At 67.0% G+C, this 18867-nt stretch carries 15 protein-coding genes; 10 read left to right on the top strand and 5 right to left on the bottom strand.

What is annotated here, in order from left to right:
- Positions 1–255 precede the first annotated feature (255 nt).
- The 6 genes from C1746_RS21355 to C1746_RS21330 all read left to right on the top strand — a co-directional run bounded on the left by C1746_RS21355 (position 256) and on the right by C1746_RS21330 (position 7811).
- Positions 256–1611 carry a class I SAM-dependent methyltransferase gene (locus C1746_RS21355; RefSeq protein WP_162868071.1) on the top strand — a complete coding sequence of 452 codons (1356 nt, stop codon included), beginning with the start codon at positions 256–258 and terminating at the stop codon, positions 1609–1611.
- A complete protein-coding gene (locus C1746_RS21350) occupies positions 1608–2780 on the top strand; it encodes a YveK family protein (protein WP_116716819.1) in 1173 nt (390 codons plus the stop codon). Before C1746_RS21355 ends, C1746_RS21350 begins: the two co-directional genes overlap by 4 nt.
- Complete coding sequence (locus C1746_RS21345; RefSeq protein ID WP_116716818.1) at positions 2780–4207, top strand: O-antigen ligase family protein; 1428 nt, start codon at positions 2780–2782, stop codon at positions 4205–4207. Before C1746_RS21350 ends, C1746_RS21345 begins: the two co-directional genes overlap by 1 nt.
- Positions 4197–5141 carry a sulfotransferase domain-containing protein gene (locus tag C1746_RS21340; RefSeq protein WP_116716817.1) on the top strand — a complete coding sequence of 315 codons (945 nt, stop codon included), beginning with the start codon at positions 4197–4199 and terminating at the stop codon, positions 5139–5141. Before C1746_RS21345 ends, C1746_RS21340 begins: the two co-directional genes overlap by 11 nt.
- 91 nt (positions 5142–5232) lie before the next feature.
- Positions 5233–6237 carry a glycosyltransferase gene (locus C1746_RS21335; protein ID WP_116716816.1) on the top strand — a complete coding sequence of 335 codons (1005 nt, stop codon included), beginning with the start codon at positions 5233–5235 and terminating at the stop codon, positions 6235–6237.
- Positions 6234–7811 (top strand): sugar transferase, encoded by a 1578-nt coding sequence (locus tag C1746_RS21330; protein ID WP_162868070.1) that lies wholly within the window; start codon positions 6234–6236, stop codon positions 7809–7811. The genes C1746_RS21335 and C1746_RS21330 overlap by 4 nt, the downstream gene beginning before the upstream one ends.
- Before the next feature lie 43 nt (positions 7812–7854).
- Here the strand turns inward: C1746_RS21330 and C1746_RS21325 are convergent, their stop codons facing one another.
- From C1746_RS21325 to C1746_RS21305, 5 genes are all read right to left on the bottom strand, one after another.
- Positions 7855–9129: a polysaccharide pyruvyl transferase family protein gene (locus tag C1746_RS21325; protein ID WP_162868069.1), complete on the bottom strand. Its 1275-nt coding sequence runs from the start codon at positions 9127–9129 to the stop codon at positions 7855–7857.
- Positions 9129–10091 carry a glycosyltransferase gene (locus C1746_RS21320; protein WP_162868068.1) on the bottom strand — a complete coding sequence of 321 codons (963 nt, stop codon included), beginning with the start codon at positions 10089–10091 and terminating at the stop codon, positions 9129–9131. Before C1746_RS21320 ends, C1746_RS21325 begins: the two co-directional genes overlap by 1 nt.
- Positions 10088–10393, bottom strand: a complete 306-nt coding sequence (locus C1746_RS22305; RefSeq protein ID WP_162868067.1) for a hypothetical protein — start codon at positions 10391–10393, stop codon at positions 10088–10090. The genes C1746_RS21320 and C1746_RS22305 overlap by 4 nt, the downstream gene beginning before the upstream one ends.
- A gap of 101 nt (positions 10394–10494) precedes the next feature.
- Positions 10495–13656, bottom strand: coding sequence for an ATP-binding protein (locus C1746_RS21310; protein ID WP_116716811.1), 3162 nt, complete (start codon positions 13654–13656; stop codon positions 10495–10497).
- A gap of 305 nt (positions 13657–13961) precedes the next feature.
- Positions 13962–15188 (bottom strand): cytochrome P450, encoded by a 1227-nt coding sequence (locus C1746_RS21305; RefSeq protein WP_162868066.1) that lies wholly within the window; start codon positions 15186–15188, stop codon positions 13962–13964.
- A gap of 333 nt (positions 15189–15521) precedes the next feature.
- Here C1746_RS21305 and rpsL point away from each other — a divergent pair, with 333 nt between their 5' ends.
- The 4 genes from rpsL to C1746_RS21285 all read left to right on the top strand — a co-directional run.
- On the top strand, positions 15522–15893 hold the full coding sequence (rpsL, locus tag C1746_RS21300; protein ID WP_116716809.1) for a 30S ribosomal protein S12: 372 nt from the start codon (positions 15522–15524) through the stop codon (positions 15891–15893).
- Positions 15894–15899: 6 nt separating this feature from the next.
- Entirely contained in the window at positions 15900–16370 is a 471-nt protein-coding gene (rpsG, locus tag C1746_RS21295) for a 30S ribosomal protein S7 (RefSeq protein WP_116716808.1), read from the top strand.
- Positions 16371–16428: 58 nt separating this feature from the next.
- Positions 16429–18534: an elongation factor G gene (fusA, locus tag C1746_RS21290; protein WP_116716888.1), complete on the top strand. Its 2106-nt coding sequence runs from the start codon at positions 16429–16431 to the stop codon at positions 18532–18534.
- A 45-nt stretch (positions 18535–18579) separates the two neighbouring features.
- Positions 18580–18867: GTP-binding protein (locus C1746_RS21285; RefSeq protein WP_240598812.1), on the top strand; the 288-nt coding region annotated here is incomplete at its 3' end.

The following is an 18867-nucleotide window of genomic DNA, read 5'->3' as shown; positions in this document are numbered from 1 at the left end:
CGTGAGGGCGACTGCGTGCCCTGGCGGTCTGTGATCAGACACCGCCTCATCTGATCATGGCGGCCGCGGACGGGTCAAGTCGGTCGGGACATGGAGCGCGCGCCATTTTGCGCCCGATTGACGGGACGACCGCACTGTGGCGACTCAGCAGACGACACCGCGGAGGATTGATCGTTGCGAGTGCTAGTGGCGATTGCCAGCCCCGGAAGACCCGAGGCGGCGTTCCTCGACCGGATCATTCGGTCGTACGAGGCGATGACCGACTTCGATGTCGATGTGGTCGTGCTATCGAACGAGCCAGGCCTCACATCGGGCTTGAACGCAACGGTGGTGCCGCTGCATGGTGTGGGATCGCTTCCGCTTGGCCACGCACAGCTCTTCGCCGAGCGAGTCGACCGCTATGACCTGTTCGTCTACAGCGCGGGCGACATACTCGTGACTGAGCAGAACCTGTCGTCCTTCAGCGAGCTGAACGAGCGACTCCCCGTCGAGATCGTGCCAGGCTTTCTCCGGTGCCAGCCCCGGCCCTCCGGCGACTGCACGCACCGGTCCTTTCGTACGGTCCACCACTGGCAGCCCTCCTCGCTCCGTACCATCGACGGGCTGGGGTTCGCGGCCTTCACCGACATGCACTCGGCGATGTACGTGGTGTCGGCGAAGCAATTGACCTGCGCAATCGATGCCGGTCGTCTGACGACGCTGCCAGTCGATGAGGTGGCTGAGGGCGCCTCGGCAACCAGCAACTTCTACACACGTGGTGGCCTCGAGTGGCTGATCTGCCTCGATCGGGTGGACGAGTTCGTCGTCTGCCACCTGTCCGACAGCAATCGTGGCGGTGACGGGATCGGTGCCGAGGACTTCCGGTTGCAGGTCAGCGCGCTCCGTCGCCTTCGCGATGGGCAACTCGACGGTCGGACCCTGGTACAGACCGAGACCGACGTTGAAACGACGCGGTGGAATCGCCGGTACTTCGACCAGGAGATCCCTGAGCATCTCTGGCGCCATGCCGCCATGACCACCGGACAGGTCCTGAGCGTCGGGAGTACGACGGGTGAGGTCGAGCTTGCACTGTTTCCCGATGCGGCCCGAGTCGTCGGCGTTCCCGTCGATGACATCGTCGGCGCCCTCGCACGGCATCGAGGCCTGCAGACCGTCGCCCCCAACTTCGACGATGCACTGGCTCGGCTGGCCGGCGAGCGCTTTGACGCCATCTGGATCCACGACCTGATCCATCGGGTGCCCAATCCGCCGGCGTTGCTGGCCGAGCTCCGCGGACTGCTCTCGGCGGACGGCCAGATCATCGTGACGGCCCCCAACATGCGCCAGCACGCGCTGCAACTGCGCCTCCGCCGAACGTCGCATCCGCTCCCGCCCGCTCGGGCAGGGTTCGCGCGCTGTGGGATTCATCGGTCGAACTGGAGACGGCTGTCGGCGTGGATGGAGCTGGCCGGCCTTGACATCGAGCGGGTCGATGGCAGACGGCTGCGTCGCCTCGGCACGCATCTGCGACGACCCGCATTCGACCTGACCCACCCGACTCTGGTGGCCGTTGGTCGCCCAGGACGCAGGACCACCAAGAGCGAGTCCCTCATCACTCAGGAGACGGTATGACCACGCAAGACCAGACCATGGGGATGGACATCTTCACCGTGGCCAAGATCACCCTTCGCCGTTGGATGATCGTCCTGCCTGTCCTCGTGCTCACAGGCGTCGGGCTGTGGCAACTGTCGGAGCGCATCGAACCCGAGTATGAGGCTGTTGGCTCGGTCCTCCTGCAGCGGGCTGTCGGTCAGGAAGAGGGGGCATCCAGCCAGGCGCGCACCGTCAACAACTTCATTGTTGCGGAGATCCTCCGCAGCGACGAGGTCGTCCAAGATCTGGAGGCCCGTGGTCTGCCGACGCAGTACAGCATCCAGCCTCAGGAGAACGGTGGCATCATCAACATCGAGGCCTCAGGCACGGCCCCTGACGGTCTGTCCGACACGGTGGCGGTCCTCCTCGAACGTGCTGAGGCTGAGCTGCTGCAACGTCAGCAGGCAGATGACCTCGGCACCGGCTCCGATGCATTCGTGGTCCTGTCCGAACCAACCATGGCTGCGGCCGAGTACCTCACCATCACGACAGCCGAGTCTCCAGCGCTCATCCACTACGTTGCCCGTGGGTCTGCCATCATCTCCAACTTCGCTGTGGGCAGCAACCCGTACGGGGCCAATGCCTACACCGTGCGAGTCCTCACCGCCGGCATGCAGGATCCGGGGTTCATCGATGCGCTTGGCCTCGGGGAGGAGGTCGAGTTCGCGGTCGGTGCCGAGGGACGCGACAGCGCTCCCATCATCGCGCTCCAGGTGACCGGAACATCGGCCGACGAGACCATCGCCGTGTACGAACGGCTGAACTCGGCACTGTCTGCTCGACTCGACGAATTGCAGGACGCCGCGGGCGTGGCTTCGACGGAACGCCTGCAACTCCTAGGGCTCGTCACGCCTCGCGAGGCAGCGCTGCTCTCGACCAATCTGACACGGCCTCTGGTCACGCTGGCTGCACTCGGCGTCCTCGCGTCCGTCATGCTGGCGCTGGCAGTCGACGGGATCGCCCGGCGTCGCTCGAACCAGGCCTCGCACGCGGGTGCGTCGGGCTTCGTCGCCACGAACGTTCCACCCCCACCTGCGGTGAAGGACGCTGAGACGACGCCGACCACGAACACAGAGCGTCCGGAGTCGCGAGAGGCTTCCCGCCAGCGCCTGCGGCGGCGCCGGCCCCGGACCGACGCCGCTGCCTGATGGTCACGTTGCTGCTGCTCCTGGCAGTCGCGGGGGTGGGCTTGGTCGGTCTCTTCCTGGCGTCCCAGATGAGTCGTCGGGACCCGGTAGCCGTCCTCACCGTCTATCTCGGCTTCCTCTACGTCCTGCCGGCGCGGCTGGTCGTCGGCCCACTGAGCGACATCGGAACACCCGCCGTGATGCTCGCGCTGGTCTGCGCACTGTGGTGGTTCCTCTCACGAATCAACCCTGCGCTGGCGCTCCCCCAGGAGCCGCAGCCGCTGCGGTGGCTGATGGGTGCCTACGTCTGGTTCTGCGGGGTCAGCTTGTGCTTTGCCTGGCTTCGCCATCTGTCGGATGTGGAGGCCAACAGTTCACTCCGGAGCTTCGCCGCGCTCATCGCGGGCAGCGGCGTCGCCATGCTGATCGCCGAGGGTGTCCGCGAGCGTGATCGTCTGGACACCTTCACGCGTCGGCTGACAGCCGTCGGCGCGCTGATGGCATTGATCGGCGTTATCCAGTTCACCACCGGCTTCGACCCGGTCCAGTTCATCCGCGTTCCTGGCTTGACGCTCAAGAGCGAGTTGTTCGGCGTCGGTTCTCGGTCCATCTTCAATCGCCCCTTCGGTACGGCGCTTCATCCCATCGAGTACGGCGTCGTGTGCGTCGGCTTGATCCCGATCGCCTTGCATCACGCCTTCTACGGGCCGTCCCGGCGTGTACGCCGTCTGGCGACCACCGCCGTCCTCCTCCTCGGTGCTGGAGGCGCCATGTCGTTGAGCCGCTCTGCCATGGTGGCCGCGGTCGTCGGTCTGCTGACGCTCAGCCTTGCGTGGTCCGCGCGTCGACGGCTCCACATGGCGGTGATGGGTGGCGTCTTCTGTTGTGCGATGTGGGCAGTGGTTCCTGGCCTGCTCGGCACCATCCGCAGCCTGATCCTCAATGCCGGTAGCGACCCGAGCATCACGGCACGCACCGAGCGGTTCCCGCGCGTCGTCGAGCTGGTCCGGGAGTCACCCGTGGTTGGCATCGGGTTCGGGACCTACAACCAGGAGGACTACTTCCTGCTGGACAACGAGCTGTATCGCACTGCCATTCAGAACGGGCTTCTGGGTCTTGGCCTCACCCTTCTGCTGCTGCTCGGCGCTGCCGCGCTGGCACATCGAGCGGGCGTGCTCTCCCAGGCTGCCGAGACACGCCATCTCGGGCAGGCACTCGCCAGTTCGATCCTGGCGATCACCAGCAGCCTGGCGACATTCGACGCCTTCTTCTACCGCATCCTGTACGGCACGCTGTTCGTGCTGATGGGATGCGCGGGCGCCCTGTACACGATCGTTCGACTGGAGCGGATGCGGCAGCGTGAACGAGAGCTGGGCATCAGACCCCTCGCCGTTCCCCCAACCGTCGCCCCCACCCGTCACAACACGGTGGACGCACATGCACCGTGACCGCGACAGCCTGTACCCGAACCTCGTCATCGCGGGCGCGGCACGGTGCGGCACCACCTCGCTGTACGAGTACCTGGCACTGCACCCTGCTGTCTGTCCGGCCCAGCCGAAGGAGACCCGATTCCTGTTCGATCGGGACCACTCGCTGGCCCGGCAGGCAGCGAACGTGTCGGTTCACGGGATGGCGGGCTACCGCCAGTTCTTCCCCGAGTACCGGGCCGACCGGCACCGCGTCGTGATGGACGCAACGCCGGACTACATGTATCAGCACACGCCTCTCCAGGTGCTGGAGCGACTCGAGGACGTCAAGGTCGTCTTCAGCCTCCGGCGCCCATCCGACCGCGTGTACTCGATGTACAACTACGCCCGCAACCGCCAGGGAGCCCTGGATCGACGCGTCTCCTTCGCCGAATTCGTCGAACGGCTCCAAGGGCGGGAAATACCGGGCAGCATGACCATCCTCGCGGGCACCCTCGACCACTCGCGGTACGTCACCTACCTGTCATCGTGGTACGACCGGCTTGGGCGCGACCGCATCCACACGGTGCTCTTCGAGGATCTGGTCGAAAGCCCGATCGCTGTGGTCGCGGGCATAGCCAGACACGTCGGCATCGATCCGGCCTTCTACGACAACCACTCACTCCGAGCCCACAACACCAGTCGCGCACCCCGAGTCGCCGCAGGCGACACGGCGCTCCGGTCGGTGCTTCCATCACTGAGGCGACTGCCCGGCTACCGAACGATGGCCCGGCCTGTGAAGCGCCTCTACGACCGCTGGCAGTTCTCCTCGAAGGAGGTCCTGGATCCGTCCGATCGCAGCGTCCTCCGAGAGATCGACGATCAGTTCGCCGCCGACAATCGTGAGTTGGCAGCGCTGACAGGACTCGACCTCTCGGGCTGGGCTCCACACGTCGCAGGTTCCAGGAGCGGCTGAGGACGGGGTCCGCTGGGTCCATTGCTGCGTTTTGCGAGGTCTTGACAGCCCGCTCCGATGCTGGGTTCGACAGCAATCGGAGGAGTCTGACATGAGACAGGCAACGACCCTGATGGTGGCCTCGGCCGGCGGTCACCTGACACAGCTTCGGATGTTGTCCCGGCGGCTGCAGCCGGCACTCGGGCCATCGAGTTGGGTGTCTTACGACGATCTCCACGCCGAGAGCACGCTGGCCCACGATCACTTCGTCCGCGGCTACGGGCCGTCGACCCGCCATCTGGGCAACGCCGCCCGGAACTGGCGTGGAGCCAATCGAGTCCTCGCAGGTGGTCACATCGAACGCGTCATCAGCACCGGCGCCGGCATCGCGGTTCCCTATCTCATGCAGTCGGCCCAGCTGGGCATCCCCACGCACTACATCGAGAGCGCGTCACGGGTGACCGGGCCGTCACTGAGCGGTCGACTGCTCGAAGCCCTGGCTCCCGGCGTCAAGCTGTACACCCAGTATCCAGACTGGGCGGGTGGGCGCTGGCAGTTCGTCGGGTCGATCTACGAGGGCTTCATGCCCTCGCGACCACGACCTGAGCCCACGAGGGGCCTGAAGGTGTTGGTGAGCCTCGGAACCCACCCCTCCTACACCTTTCCTCGGTTGGTGCAGGCCGTGCGGCGGAATCTCGGCCGAGCCGACACCGTCGTCTGGCAGCTCGGTGTGACCACGTCAGAGGAGTCGCTGCCGGGTCGCTGCGAGGCACTCATCCCGGCGGACGAGATGTCGATGCTCTTCGAGTGGGCCGACGTGGTCGTTGCACACGCGGGGACCGGCGTGATCCTGAGCTGCCTCCAGGCGGGAAAGCATCCGGTCGTCCTACCCCGCGACCCCGACCACGACGAACACGTGGACAACCACCAGCGGATCACCGCAACCGAGGTCGAGCGTCTCGGGTTGGCGACGGTGTCGGACCCCGATCAGCTCGACCGGGCCACCCTGACGGCGGCGGCGAGCCGCGGATGCATGCGTTCCGGTGTCCAACCATTCGAGCTGGACGAGGAACCGCGGAGCACCGAGCGCACGCGACCGCTGACGAGGGCAGCATGACCCAGGGCAATCACGTCGTCATCAACCTGCGGGATACCGGCTCGGCGACACGGAACGTCGAGACCGACGTCCGCGTCGAGTCCACGTCGCCGGCAGCACGTGAGCCGTCCCTGCCGGATGCGGGGCTACGCAGTCCTCGCCACTGGCGTGTGGTGGCTCGTCTGGTTGACCTGAGCGCTGTCGGTGCGGTCGGGTTCGGCGTCCTCGGTAGCGGTCAGTCCGCAGTGCAGACCCTGCAGATCGTCGGGGTGGCCGTCGCGGTAGCGCTGCTCCGCTTGGGTGTCGGCCGCCGGCAGAGCGTCTCCCTGGGCAAGGCCCGGACCGTCGAGACCATGGAGCTCGCGGCGGTTTCGTTGGAGGTCGGACTGGCCCTCCTGCTGGTGCAGGCGACCTTGCTGCCTCCGCTCCACCTGACCCGTGTTGCGGTGTTCAGCGTGGTCCTGGTGTTCGGCTTGGCGATCGGACGTGCACTCACCCGGGTTGTGGCACGACGGCTGCCGGAGCACTGGACCAGCCCGCAGCGCGTCGTCCTGGTTGGTGACGATGAAGAGGCCACCTGGCTGTACCGACTGATGAGCGAGTACCCCGAATTGGCGCTCACCGTCGTCGGGCGGGTCGGCCACCCACTCGACATTCACCCCGGCCTGCGCGGCCTGCCGTGGCTCGGCACCCTGCACCACATCCGCAGGATCACGCAATCGGCTGGCGCCACCTCGATCGTGATCGCGGGCGGCGGGTTGGGGCCGGATGCGCTCGGAACCGCGCTCCGCGAGTTGCAGTCGGAGCGGGTCGACATCAACGTGTCGGCTGGTCTCGGCGGGCTTGATCCCAGCGCCATCAAGCTGTCGACGCTCGGTGTCGGCTCGATGGTCCGTGTGCGAACCCGCCATGCGCGCACCTGGCAGGCGGCCGTGAAGCGTTCCGTCGACATCGTCGGTTCCGCCGTTGTGCTGGCTCTGGCCTCACCGCTCATCGCCCTGGCCGCCGTGGGGATCCGCGCAGGTGGCGACGGGCCGGTCCTGTTCCGGCAGAGCCGGATCGGCCAAGACGGCCGATCGTTCACCTTGCTGAAGTTCCGGACCATGGTCTGCGATGCGGAGCAGCGCAAGGCCACGCTCGCGCAGCAGAACGAGCGAACGGGGCCACTGTTCAAGATCGCCCACGACCCACGGGTCACGCGTCTGGGTCGCTTCCTCCGCGCGTCGAGCATCGACGAACTGCCCCAGCTCGTGAACGTCCTTCGCGGTGAGATGAGCCTCGTCGGGCCCCGCCCGGCCCTCCCCGAGGAAGCTGCGGCGTTCGAAGGCCGTCTGGTCGACCGCAATCGGGTCTTGCCCGGGCTGACTGGTCTGTGGCAGGTCGAGGCCCGTGACAACCCCAGCTTCTTCAGCTACGAGATGCTGGACCTGTACTACGTGGACAACTGGTCGCTGCGGCTCGACTTCGTGATCATGGTGACGACCGTCCCCGTGGTGATGCACCGTGGCGTGCGGAGCCTGGTCGATGTAGCCAAGCGTGCCGTTGGTAGGACTCCGCGGACCCACGCGTCTGCAGAGCGCACGGCTGCGGCGTAGGAGCCCTCAGCGGGGCAGCGGACTCTCTGTCGGGCAGGCCGTCTCAGCGCGGCAGGGCTGCAGACCCGGACACCCGAACGCCGCACGCCGCCGCGATCTCGTCCAGCTGACGCTCGGCGGCCCCCAGGAGGGTCGCGCGGGCCGCAGCGAGTTGGGCCGTCACGAGGTCCCGGCGCGTCCACGACCCCCACAACTGGTCCACCAGCTCCGTCGTGGACAGCTCACGGGCGTCGGCGACCTCGTCCGGGATTCCGCAGGTCTCGAAGACCTCGCGAGTCTTGTGGCTGTAGGCGATCGCAGCGACCGGGGTGCCGGTCGACAGCGCTGCGATGGTGGCATGCATCCGGGTCCCGCAGAACCAGTCGGTCTGGCTGATGAGCCACTTGGTGGACTGGGCATCGAGGCCCGGCGGGGCAGCCACCACCCTGGCCGGATCGGCGATGACGTCGGCCACGCGTCGATTGGCTCCGGCATCGGACTCCCCCTGACCGGTCACGTGCGGGATCAGCACGATCCGTGCGTCTGAGTTCGCCAGCAGACGCTGGACCAGCTCGAGGATGGCCCGGTCGTAGGCGATGGTCAGGTCGTAGCGGCGGGTCGTCCTGCCGAAGAGCAGCCCGCTCACGTTCAGGCCGATGATCGGCCGACCGTCCCGGCGGACCAGCTGGCCCACGACGTTGTTCACCGGTCGGGGCGGCATCGTGAGTGCAACATCGACGCCCTGGCGGTGGCGGGTCGGGTCGAAGTCGTTGCCGAGCAGGTCCTGCAGCGCCCGGAACCCGTCGGCGCCGCGGGCGTAGGCCAGCGTCGAGCGCCGCAGGACGTCTGCGGCTGCGTTGCGGTTGCGCTCCTGCCTGAACGGCCCGTAGGTCTGGGGGAGCAGCACCAGCGGCGTGCCGCACCGAAGGGCCAGCAGCTTTGACTTGATCACCTGATCGAAGCGACGTTGGCCATAGAGATCGGTGAAGCTGTCGCCGCCGCTGATGTCCAGCACGACATCGGCGTCGGTCACCGCCCGCGCCCCGGCGTTCCCCCACCCCCCGATCCGGGCGGCGAGGCTCATGGTCCACAGGTTCTCCGCGCGGTGGTATCGGCGTCCGATCCGCGCACCGCGACGGTCGAACGGCACCGTCTGTCCATCGGGAGCGGTCAACTCGCCGTCGCGGTGTCCAAGCCCGTGATCGAAGACGGTCATGTGCATCATGGGATGCCGCTTGGCCAGACCCAGCAGCGTGCCCGTCATCAACGCCGAGACGCCGAGGTTGCCGGTGTCGTCCGACGCGCCGAACAGGCAGATGCGCGGCCGGCGGGTGGCCATCAGCTCCACCGCACGGTGCGGAAGGGGATCGTGCGGGACAGCGCCAGCCGCAGCAGGGCGCCGGAGGCAGCCCGGTGACGGGGGTGCCGCGGCAGTCGGAGGACCTCGCCGAGGAAGGCCGCAGCCCAGAACAGCCGGGCCGCTGCGGGTCCGTTGCGCTTGCCGAACAGCTTCACCCGGTTGACCGTCAGCAGGCTCCACAGACGGGGATCGGTGTGTGCGGCGCCCCCGCTGTGCTGCATCGTGGCGGTCGGCTCGTACCAGGTGAGCATTCCGGCGTCTGCCACCCGAAGGCAGTAGTCCGTCTCCTCGGAGTATAGGAAGAAGCGCTCGTCCCACCGTCCTACGCGTCGACGGCCGCCACTCGTGATGAGCATGGCCGCCCCGGTGGCCCAGTCCGTCGGACCGGAGGTCTCGTAGCGTCCAGCATCGGCCACCACCTCGCTGCTCAGTGAGAAGCGACGGGCGCGGCGCCCCAGGACGGCCTCGCCGACGGCCCGGCTGACCGTGGGTTCACGTCGCTGGGACAGGGCGGTCCCGCCGTGGTCGTCAACCAGTCGCGGTACCACGACCGCGATCTGGTCGTGCTCGTCGGCGACCGCCAGCATTCGGGCAATCGATCCCGGCTCCGGGCGAAGGTCGGCGTTCAGGAGGAGGAGGTCGTCATCGTCGTCCAGGTGGGCGGCGCCGACGTTGCAGGCAGCGGCGTAGCCGAGGTTGCGCGGGTTGCGGACGAGGGTGACGTCGTCACGACGGGCGACGATGTGGGGCGTGGCATCGGCCGAGTTGTTGTCGACGACCATGACCCGATGCGTCGCAATGCCCGACAGCGCAGCCGGCAGCGTGTCGAGCAGTTGCTCGATGACGGCCGCGCTGTTGTAGGTGACGATGACCACGCCGAGGCGGCGTGTCGACGGAGCCGTGGCCACGGCCGCTGGTGCCGCCGCCAGCGGCCGGATCACCCGTCGAGCGGCGAGCCGACCTGCACCGGCTCGTCGAGCAACGCTTCGATCAGGAACGGCAGGTCCTGCACGTTGATCGGACCGTAGTCGACCGTCTGATCGAATTGACGGAGCCGGGCGTAGGTGCCTCCACCGGCATCGTCGGTCAGTTCAAGAACCAATCGCAATCGTGCGTCCCTCATGCCATCGGATGGTCCCAGCGGCGTATCAAAGGAATGCAAACGGGTGTCGGGAACGGGGCTGGCATCGGCGTCTGGGACGTCTCGGAGCGAGCCTCGGACCGCGGCCAGGTCCTCGATCATCGCTCCGACTTTGGCGAGGGGGACCGGGCCGAGTGCCAGGTCCGGGCTGAAGTACACGGTCGCGCGTGGTGCCTCCCCATCACTCGATCGCACGTCTAAGGTCACAAGGTCCTCGAATTCCATAGCGTGGACGCTGCCCCGGAGGTGTCAGAAGACTGCAAACTCGCCAGATCGATGATCGCGTCGGGTGGCTCGGGGGTCAGCTGTTCTCGGACGAAGCCGTTGATCTCGTCCGCCAGGCGAGGGAGCCCTGCCTTGTCGACGACACGACGTGCGGTCAGCGCGATCACCCGTGCTTGAGCGGCGTGACCGGCCCTGGCGACGAGGTGTGCCCGGGCAAGCATCAGCAGCGCCTGCTCCCGGGGGTGGCCGCCCGGGCCGATGCGTGCCGTGACCTCCTCCAGCAGTTGGTGGGCCGCCTGCGAATCGGTTGAGGAAAGTGAGAGGGCCAGCCGCGCGGTGATTTCGCCCAGGTGGAGCGTCGCACCGCTGTTGCGAGCCAACTCGGCCGCGTGCCGGAACTGCTCGACTGCGGCCTGGTGGTCGTTCTGCGCGGCCAGGCACCGGCCGGCGGTCAGGTGTTGCCAGGTGGCGTGCACGGCGGCCCACTTCGGGTCTGGGCCGATCGCCTCGAGGCTCCCGAGGCAGGCGGTGATGTCCCCTCGTTCAATGGCCAGGTGGGCGGCCAGCAGGTGCCACGACGGCTCGCGGGGTGTGCCCTCGCAGAGCACCTCAGCCAGATGGGCTGCCTCCCTCGCGTCCTCGTCACCCGCATCGTGCGCCGCATGGGCCAGGGCCGCGCCGATGGAGGCGTGGACGTCCCGGTCCTCTCGGGATGCTGGCCAGGCCCGACTGAGCGTCCGCCGTGTTGACGAGCCCATGAGCATGGCCAGTCGCGGCCTCGTGATGGTGCGGAGCGCGATCGCCCGCAGGACGTCGTCGTCGGCGGTGTCGGCCAGATCGGCCATGGTCCGGGAGACCTCGTCCGCCTCGGCGAAGGCCCGGCCGGCGAGCAGGGATTCGACCAGCCACGCCCGGGCACGCACGCGTCGCCCGAGCTGCTCGGACTGATCCGCCAGGCTGACCGCGTTGCGGTGGGCCTCGACGGCCAGTCGGGTGGACCACTGACAACACACGCGTCCTCGGGCGCTGGAGATCTCCGATCGCTCGATCAGATCGCTCGGCTCGACGACCTCCTCGGCTCTGCTCAACCAGGACAGCGCGTCTTCGTCGGACAGCAACATCTCGGCGCGCCAGCGGTACAGCTCGGGGAGGCTGCCACGGTGATGGGTCTCGGCGAGCGTGATCGCCAGGTCCGAGGCGTGTCGGGCGGTCTCGACCTCACCGTTGCCCCTGGCCTGCTGCATGATCGTGACCAGCGTGGAGAGACGGTCGACGAAGGCGGTCACCTGGTTGACGGCGTCGAGGGGTGCGGCGAACTCGTCGAGCTGGACCTCGAGCTCCAGGGGAGTGTCCGCGCTGACGGGGGTGATCGGCGTCGGGCCGGGCTGCTCGGAACGAGGCGAGCCGGCGGCCACCCAGTGGCGCAGTCGACTGGCGTGGGACAGCATCCCCGACGTCTCGTTCCCGATGTGCTCGTGCAACCGTCGTCGTGTGCTCTCGCGCAGCCAGTGGTACGCCGCGTCTCGCACCTCTTGGCTGCAGAAGGCGTAGCGGTTCTCCTCGAGGACGAGCAGCCCGACGTCGAGGAGCGTATCGAGTGCAGCCGCGGGGCCGTCGACGACGTGGAGCTGCTCCAGCTTCGCCAGGCTGATCGGCTCGTCGAGGACGGCGAGGACGTCCAACACGTCCAGCGCCGTGGTTGGCAGGGTCGAGCGTGCCGCCTCTACCTGGGCGTGAGGTGTGGTGGTGTTGACCACACCCCACTGGCTGTCCACCCGCACCAGACCAGCACTGGTGCGGCGCAGGAGGCCCCCATCGCGCAGCCGCGCTGCCTCGTCGATCAGCGGGCCGGGTTGGCCGCCGGCATGGTCGACCAGGTAGGCGATGGTCTCGGGGGCCAGCCGGCCGCCCGCGACGTGCTCGGTGACGGCGGTCACGCTGGCGGTGTCCAAGGAGCGGAGCTCGACGACCTTCGACTTCGCCTCGGTCGGAGCGGTTGTCGCGGCCACCAGCACCAATGGGGCCTGCAGCTTCGCGATGCGGCCGCCGAGTTCCTTGATCTGTGCTGCGGGGGCCCACTGCATCTCGTCCAGGCAGAGGAGCGTTGGTCGGTCGACGGCGATGGTGCCGCTGTCCTCGGACGGGCTGAGTGCCGCCGACACCCGCTCCAGCAGGGTGTGATCGTGGTCGCCGGTCGTGGTTCCGACCCGGATGAGCGACGTCTGACCTGCAGTGGTCTGCATCAGCTCGTCGAGGACCCGGCTCTTCCCCGAGCCATCGGGGCCGACCAGTTGCACCAGGCAGGCGTCAGCCCTGTCGAAGACATCATCGGTGATGTCGGTCAGCCGGGCCATCACGTCGTCCCGTCCGGTGAATGCCGGCGGTGCCGGCCGTCGTCGGGACGAGCCCAACAGGTTCATGTGGACGGCCTGCGTCTCGGCGGACGGGTCGGCGCCGACCAACTCCGCCAGGGCCGTCTTGCACGTGTCGTAGGTGGCGAAGGCCGCCTGCGTCTCACCGAGGAGCCTGTAGCCCCGCATCAGTGCCCGGCAGGCGCGCTCGTCGGCCGGCGCGGTGCGAGCCACCTGTACAGCGGCGTCCACGGCGTCCTGGTGTCGTCCGACGCTCAGTGCGGCCTCAGCCGTCTCGATGAGGATGTCCCGGTGGAGCCGCCGGAAGTGGGCGCGCCGGGGGGTGATCCACTCTGCGGATGAGCCGTCGTCGTAGAGGTCTCCTGCGTACAGGCCCAGCGCGTCGTGTGCTGCCTTGATGCCCCGCTCGGTGTGGCCGAGCATGAACTGTCGGCGCGCCAGCCCGACCAGCGACTCGAAGGCGCGGGTGTCGACCCACACGTCTTTGAGGACCAACGAGTCGCCCTCTCGGTCGATGCAGTCGCTGTTGATCGTCTTGCGAATCTGCGATGCCGCCGTTCGCAGTCGTGCCCGCGATTTCTTCGGGTCCACGTTGGGCCAGATGGCCTCGAGCGCCCGCTCGGCCGGAATGGGTGCCGGTGCCGCAAGTGAGAGCAGCACCAGCAGCGACCGGGTCATCGACGTTCGCCAATCAGCCGTTTCGACGTACGAGCCGTCGGCCCGCCGGACGCGCATCGACCCGAAGAGTCGAACCTCTATGTTCTCCATGATCCCTCAATCTGGACGTTCTGGGACTGCCCCCTCTCGGTCTGGTGACCGCAGGGCCCAACGTCTCCCGCACACACGCACTGCGCTTCCCGCCGTGGTGGGGTGACGTGAAAACACTTCTACCTCCATTCACGCAGCGTCACAACCCCTGCGATAACAATCCGCCAACACTGTCATCGAGAAGACACTCAGCGTTCCGCTGTGTAAACGGGACGTTACAGAAATGCCTGCTGAGGGCAACGGGAGGGCGACGTCGTCGCAATCGCGACCTGACTACTCTCCGTCATTGCGGGGATGCCAGAAGCTCAGACCATGACGCGGAGGTCTCGGATCTCATACCCCTGGACGACCTCGTTGCGTCCGAGTTCGGGCTCTTGGACCAACTGCAACTGCTCGAGGCTGAGCAGCCGCGTCAGGAAGATGTCGGTCTCCTCGATCGCGATGAAGGCGCCAGGGCACATGTGGATGCCGTCGCCGAAGCTGAGCCCGTACGGCTTCACGCCCGACGTGCGAGCGCGGTCGGGCCAGACCACGTCCGCCGGGGCCGCGACGCAGGTCGGGTCGTCGTTTGAGGCGTGGATGTCGACCTCCACCAGATCACCGGCTGGAATGGTGACCGAGTACCCCTCCAGCGTGATTGACAGCGGCGCGGTCGTCCGACGATGCAGCGTGCCCACAACCGGCTCGACGCGCAGGATCTCGTGCAGCAGTCGGGTCCGAGCTGCCTGGTCGCCGCCGGTGTAGGTCGCGTGGAGTTCGGGGTCCTCCAGGAGGTGCCAGGCCGCTGCACAGATGAACTCGCGGGTCGTCACCATGCCGGCGGCCGCGAAGGTGATGCACTCGGTCAGGATCGCAAGGTTGGAGTACTCCCGACTGATGAGGTGGGAGATCAGGTCGTCCTGCGGTTGGCGGCGTCGAGCCCGGATGGCCGGCAGGACGTCCTGGATGAAGAAGCGTGCGGTGTGGAGTTGGGCGACGGCCAGCGCCTTGAGACTGCTCGGTCGCAGCCGGGTGCGCGGATTGATCGGCTCGAGCGAGAAGAAGGCGTCCAGACGCCGGGCCAGGCCGGCGGTGGGGGAGTTGGTGAGGCCCACCACCTCAGCCGCGACCCGGACGGAGAGTCGCATGGAGAGGTCCGACAGGTCCGCGCTGCCGGCCGCTCTCAGATCCTCGATCAGCTCCTCCGCGTATGCCGCGATCATGTCCTCGTAGGACGCGACGGCCTTCGGGGTGAAGAAGCGCGCCGTTGCCGTTCGCAGTTCCCGGTGCGCCGGCCCCTCCAGGAAGAGCATCGGGTCATCGATCATGGTCAGACTCGCCCGGATCGAGTCCGCCTGGAACCCTGCCTGGGTGGTGGCGGTGCTCCGCAGCACCTGACGGGCCGGGTCGACGCCGCGGACCCGCCAGACGCCGTCATCATCCAGAGCGACGCTGGCCCGTGGCGCTGGATCGCTCGTCCGAGGACCGGTTCGGCGATGGGCCTCTGGGTGGGGACATGCGTCGGCGGTTGTGTGCCGGCCCTCGTGATGCATGCCCCCATCATGGCAACAGCCGGTGACACTGGCTGTCCACCTGGCCGTGTGGGCTGCGCGTCCGACGTTGACACCTCGGCACCCTCCACCTACTCTCTTGGGTCCGCGTCCGTGCTTACGGGCGCATTCGTGTGTGACTGCGCACATCAGCTCCCCCACAGGCGTAACTGGCAGAACCACTGCTGGTGCAGCACCCAAGCTGTATGCCGACCGCCGCACCAGCCAGACGCGTGCCATCCAGAACCTGAGGCGAAACGCCCGACACCGTGTGTCGGACGCGAGCCACATGAGATGGGCCCATCCAGCCCGCAAGCCACCACCAAGAGGAACCACATGCCAACCATCCAGCAGCTTGTCCGCAAGGGGCGGCAAGCCAAGACGGTCAAGGCCAAGACTCCTGCGCTCAAGGGATCCCCCCAGCGTCGCGGGGTCTGCACCCGTGTGTACACCACCACGCCGAAGAAGCCGAACTCCGCGCTTCGCAAGGTGTGCCGTGTCCGCCTGAGCTCCGGCATCGAGGTCACCGCCTACATCCCTGGTGAGGGCCACAACCTGCAGGAGCACTCGATCGTGCTGGTCCGTGGTGGTCGTGTGAAGGACCTCCCCGGTGTTCGCTACAAGGTGATCCGCGCGGCGCTCGACGCCAGCGGCGTCCGTGACCGCAAGCAGGCGCGCTCGAAGTACGGCGCGAAGAAGGAAGGGTAGGAACGCATGCCACGCAAAGGCCCCGCGCCCAAGCGCAAGCAGGTCCTGGACCCGAAGTACCACGACGTCCAGGTCACCCAGCTGATCAACCGGATCATGAGCGATGGCAAGCGCTCGACCGCCGAGCGCATCGTCTACGACGCGTTCGAGACCATCGGTGCCCGCACCGGCGCCGACCCGGTCCAGGTGTTCAAGAAGGCCCTGGAGAACGTCTCGCCGGCTCTCGAGGTGAAGTCCCGCCGCGTGGGTGGTGCCACCTACCAGGTCCCGATCGAGGTCAAGCCCAGCCGGGCCACCACCCTCGCTCTGCGCTGGCTGGTCCAGTTCGCACGAAACCGCCGTGAGAAGAGCATGGCCGAGCGGCTCGCCAACGAGCTCCTCGACGCCTCCAACAACATCGGCAACGCCGTCAAGCGGCGCGAAGACACCCACAAGATGGCCGACGCCAACAAGGCGTTCGCGCACTACCGCTGGTAGGTGACTGACATTGGCTAAGCGCACGCACCCCTTGGGCAAGGTCCGGAACATCGGGATCATGGCCCACATCGACGCCGGGAAGACCACGACCACCGAGCGGATCCTGTACTACACCGGGGTCAACTACAAGATCGGTGAGGTCCACGACGGCGGCGCCACCATGGACTGGATGGTCGACGAGCAGGAGCGTGGCATCACGATCACCTCCGCCGCGACGACCTGTTCCTGGAACGAACACGTCATCAACATCATCGACACCCCGGGGCACGTCGACTTCACCGTCGAGGTGGAGCGGTCCCTCCGCGTCCTCGATGGTGCGGTTGCGGTCTTCGATGCCGGTACCGGCGTCGAGCCACAGTCCGAGACCGTGTGGCGTCAGGCGGACAAGTACGGCGTCCCCCGCATCTGCTTCATCAACAAGATGGACAAGATCGGTGCCGACTTCCTGATGGCCTCCGGGACCATCGAGGAGCGCCTCGGCGCCAACCCCGTCCCGCTCCAGATCCCGATCGGCGCCGAGTCGACCTTCGTCGGCATCGTCGACCTGCTCGACATGCAGGCCCGCGTTTGGGACGGCACCGGCGACGACATGGGCGCCACCTGGAACGTCACCGACATCCCCGAGAACCTCAAGGACCTCTGCCAGGAGTACCGGGACAAGATGGTCGAGGCAGTCGCCGAGACCGACGAGTCCCTCATGGAGAAGTACTTCGAGGATGGCGATCTCGACGGCATGGACCTCCAGATGGGGATCCGCAACGCCACGATCTCCGGCGCCATCACTCCGGTGCTCTGCGGGTCGGCGTTCAAGAACAAGGGCGTCCAGATGCTCCTGGACGCCGTCGTGAACTACCTGCCGTCCCCCAAGGACGTCCCGCCGGTCCAGGGCGTCGACCCCAAGTCGGGCGATGCCATGGAGCGCGAGGCCTCCGAGGACGCACCGTTCAGTGCCCTGGCGTTCAAGATCATGACCGATCCCTACGTGGGGAAGCTCACCTACTTCCGGGTCTACTCCGGTCAGGTGGAGCAGGGCTCGTCGGCGATCAACTCCACGAAGGACAAGAAGGAGCGGTTCGGCCGCATCCTGCAGATGCACGCCAACTCCCAGGAGGACCGCGAAGCCGCCTTCACCGGCGACATCGCAGCCGCCGTCGGGATGAAGCACACCACCACCGGTGACACGCTCTGCGATCCCGACCACCCGGTGATTCTCGAGACCATGGACTTCCCCAAGCCCGTGATCCACATCGCGATCGAGCCGAAGACCAAGGCCGACCAGCAGAAGATGGGCTCCGGCCTGCAGAAGTTGGCCGAGGAGGACCCGACCTTCACCGTCCGCACCGACGACGAGACCGGCCAGACCATCATCGGCGGCATGGGCGAGCTCCACCTGGAGATCATCGTGAGCCGTCTGATGCGTGAGTTCAAGGTCGACGCCAACGTCGGCAAGCCCGAGGTCGCCTACCGCGAGACCATCTCCCGACCGGTCGAGGGTCACCTCGAGCGCCTCAAGCGCCAGACCGGTGGGTCCGGCATGTTCGCCGAACTCGTCATCAGCCTGTACCCGACCGGCGCGTTCGCCTCGGAAGAGGACCAGATCAAGGTCGAGGACGAGGACGGCAAGGAGACCGGCGAGGTCGGCGGCTACCGCTTCGACGACTCGATCAAGGGTGGATCCATCCCGCGCGAGTACATCGGGTCGGTCGACAAGGGCATCCAGGAGGCCATGGAGGGCGGTGTGATGGCCGGCTACCCGCTGGTCGACATCCGCGCCGAACTGACCGACGGCTCCTACCACGACGTCGACTCCTCCGAGATGGCGTTCAAGATCGCCGCCTCGATGGCCCTCAAGGCCGCCGCAAAGCAGGGCAAGCCCGTCCTGCTCGAGCCCGTGATGGACGTCGAGGTCGTCACGCCCGAGGACTACATGGGAGACGTCATCGGTGACCTCAACTCCCGTCGCGGACAGGTCTCGTCGATGACCGCCCGCGGCAACAGCCAGGTCGTCAACGCAACCGTGCCCCTCAGTGAGATGTTCGGCTACGTCGGGGATCTGCGGTCGAAGACCCAAGGTCGTGCGACCTACACGATGCAGTTCTCCGGGTTCGAACAGGTCCCGAGCGCACTGGCAACCGAGATCGTCGCGAAGGTTCGCGGCGAGTAACCCCCAACGACTCAACGATTACGCGTTTCACCACAGGAGAGAACCATGGGTAAGGAAAAGTTCGAGCGTACGAAGCCGCATATGAATATCGGCACGATTGGTCATGTCGATCATGGGAAGACGACGTTGACGGCGGCGATCACGACGGTGTTGGCCAAGCACAACCCGAATGTGACGGCCTCGGCGTTTGATGCCATTGATAAGGCTCCGGAGGAGAAGGAGCGTGGCATCACGATCAATGTGTCGCATGTGGAGTATGAGACCGACAATCGGCATTACGCCCACGTGGATGCGCCGGGCCATGCTGATTATGTCAAGAACATGATCACGGGT

This window comes from Euzebya tangerina (assembly GCF_003074135.1).
In the GTDB taxonomy this organism is placed as follows: domain Bacteria; phylum Actinomycetota; class Nitriliruptoria; order Euzebyales; family Euzebyaceae; genus Euzebya; species Euzebya tangerina.
Note: the sequence above shows the minus strand (reverse complement) of the source record. Positions and strands in the feature narration are given on the sequence as shown.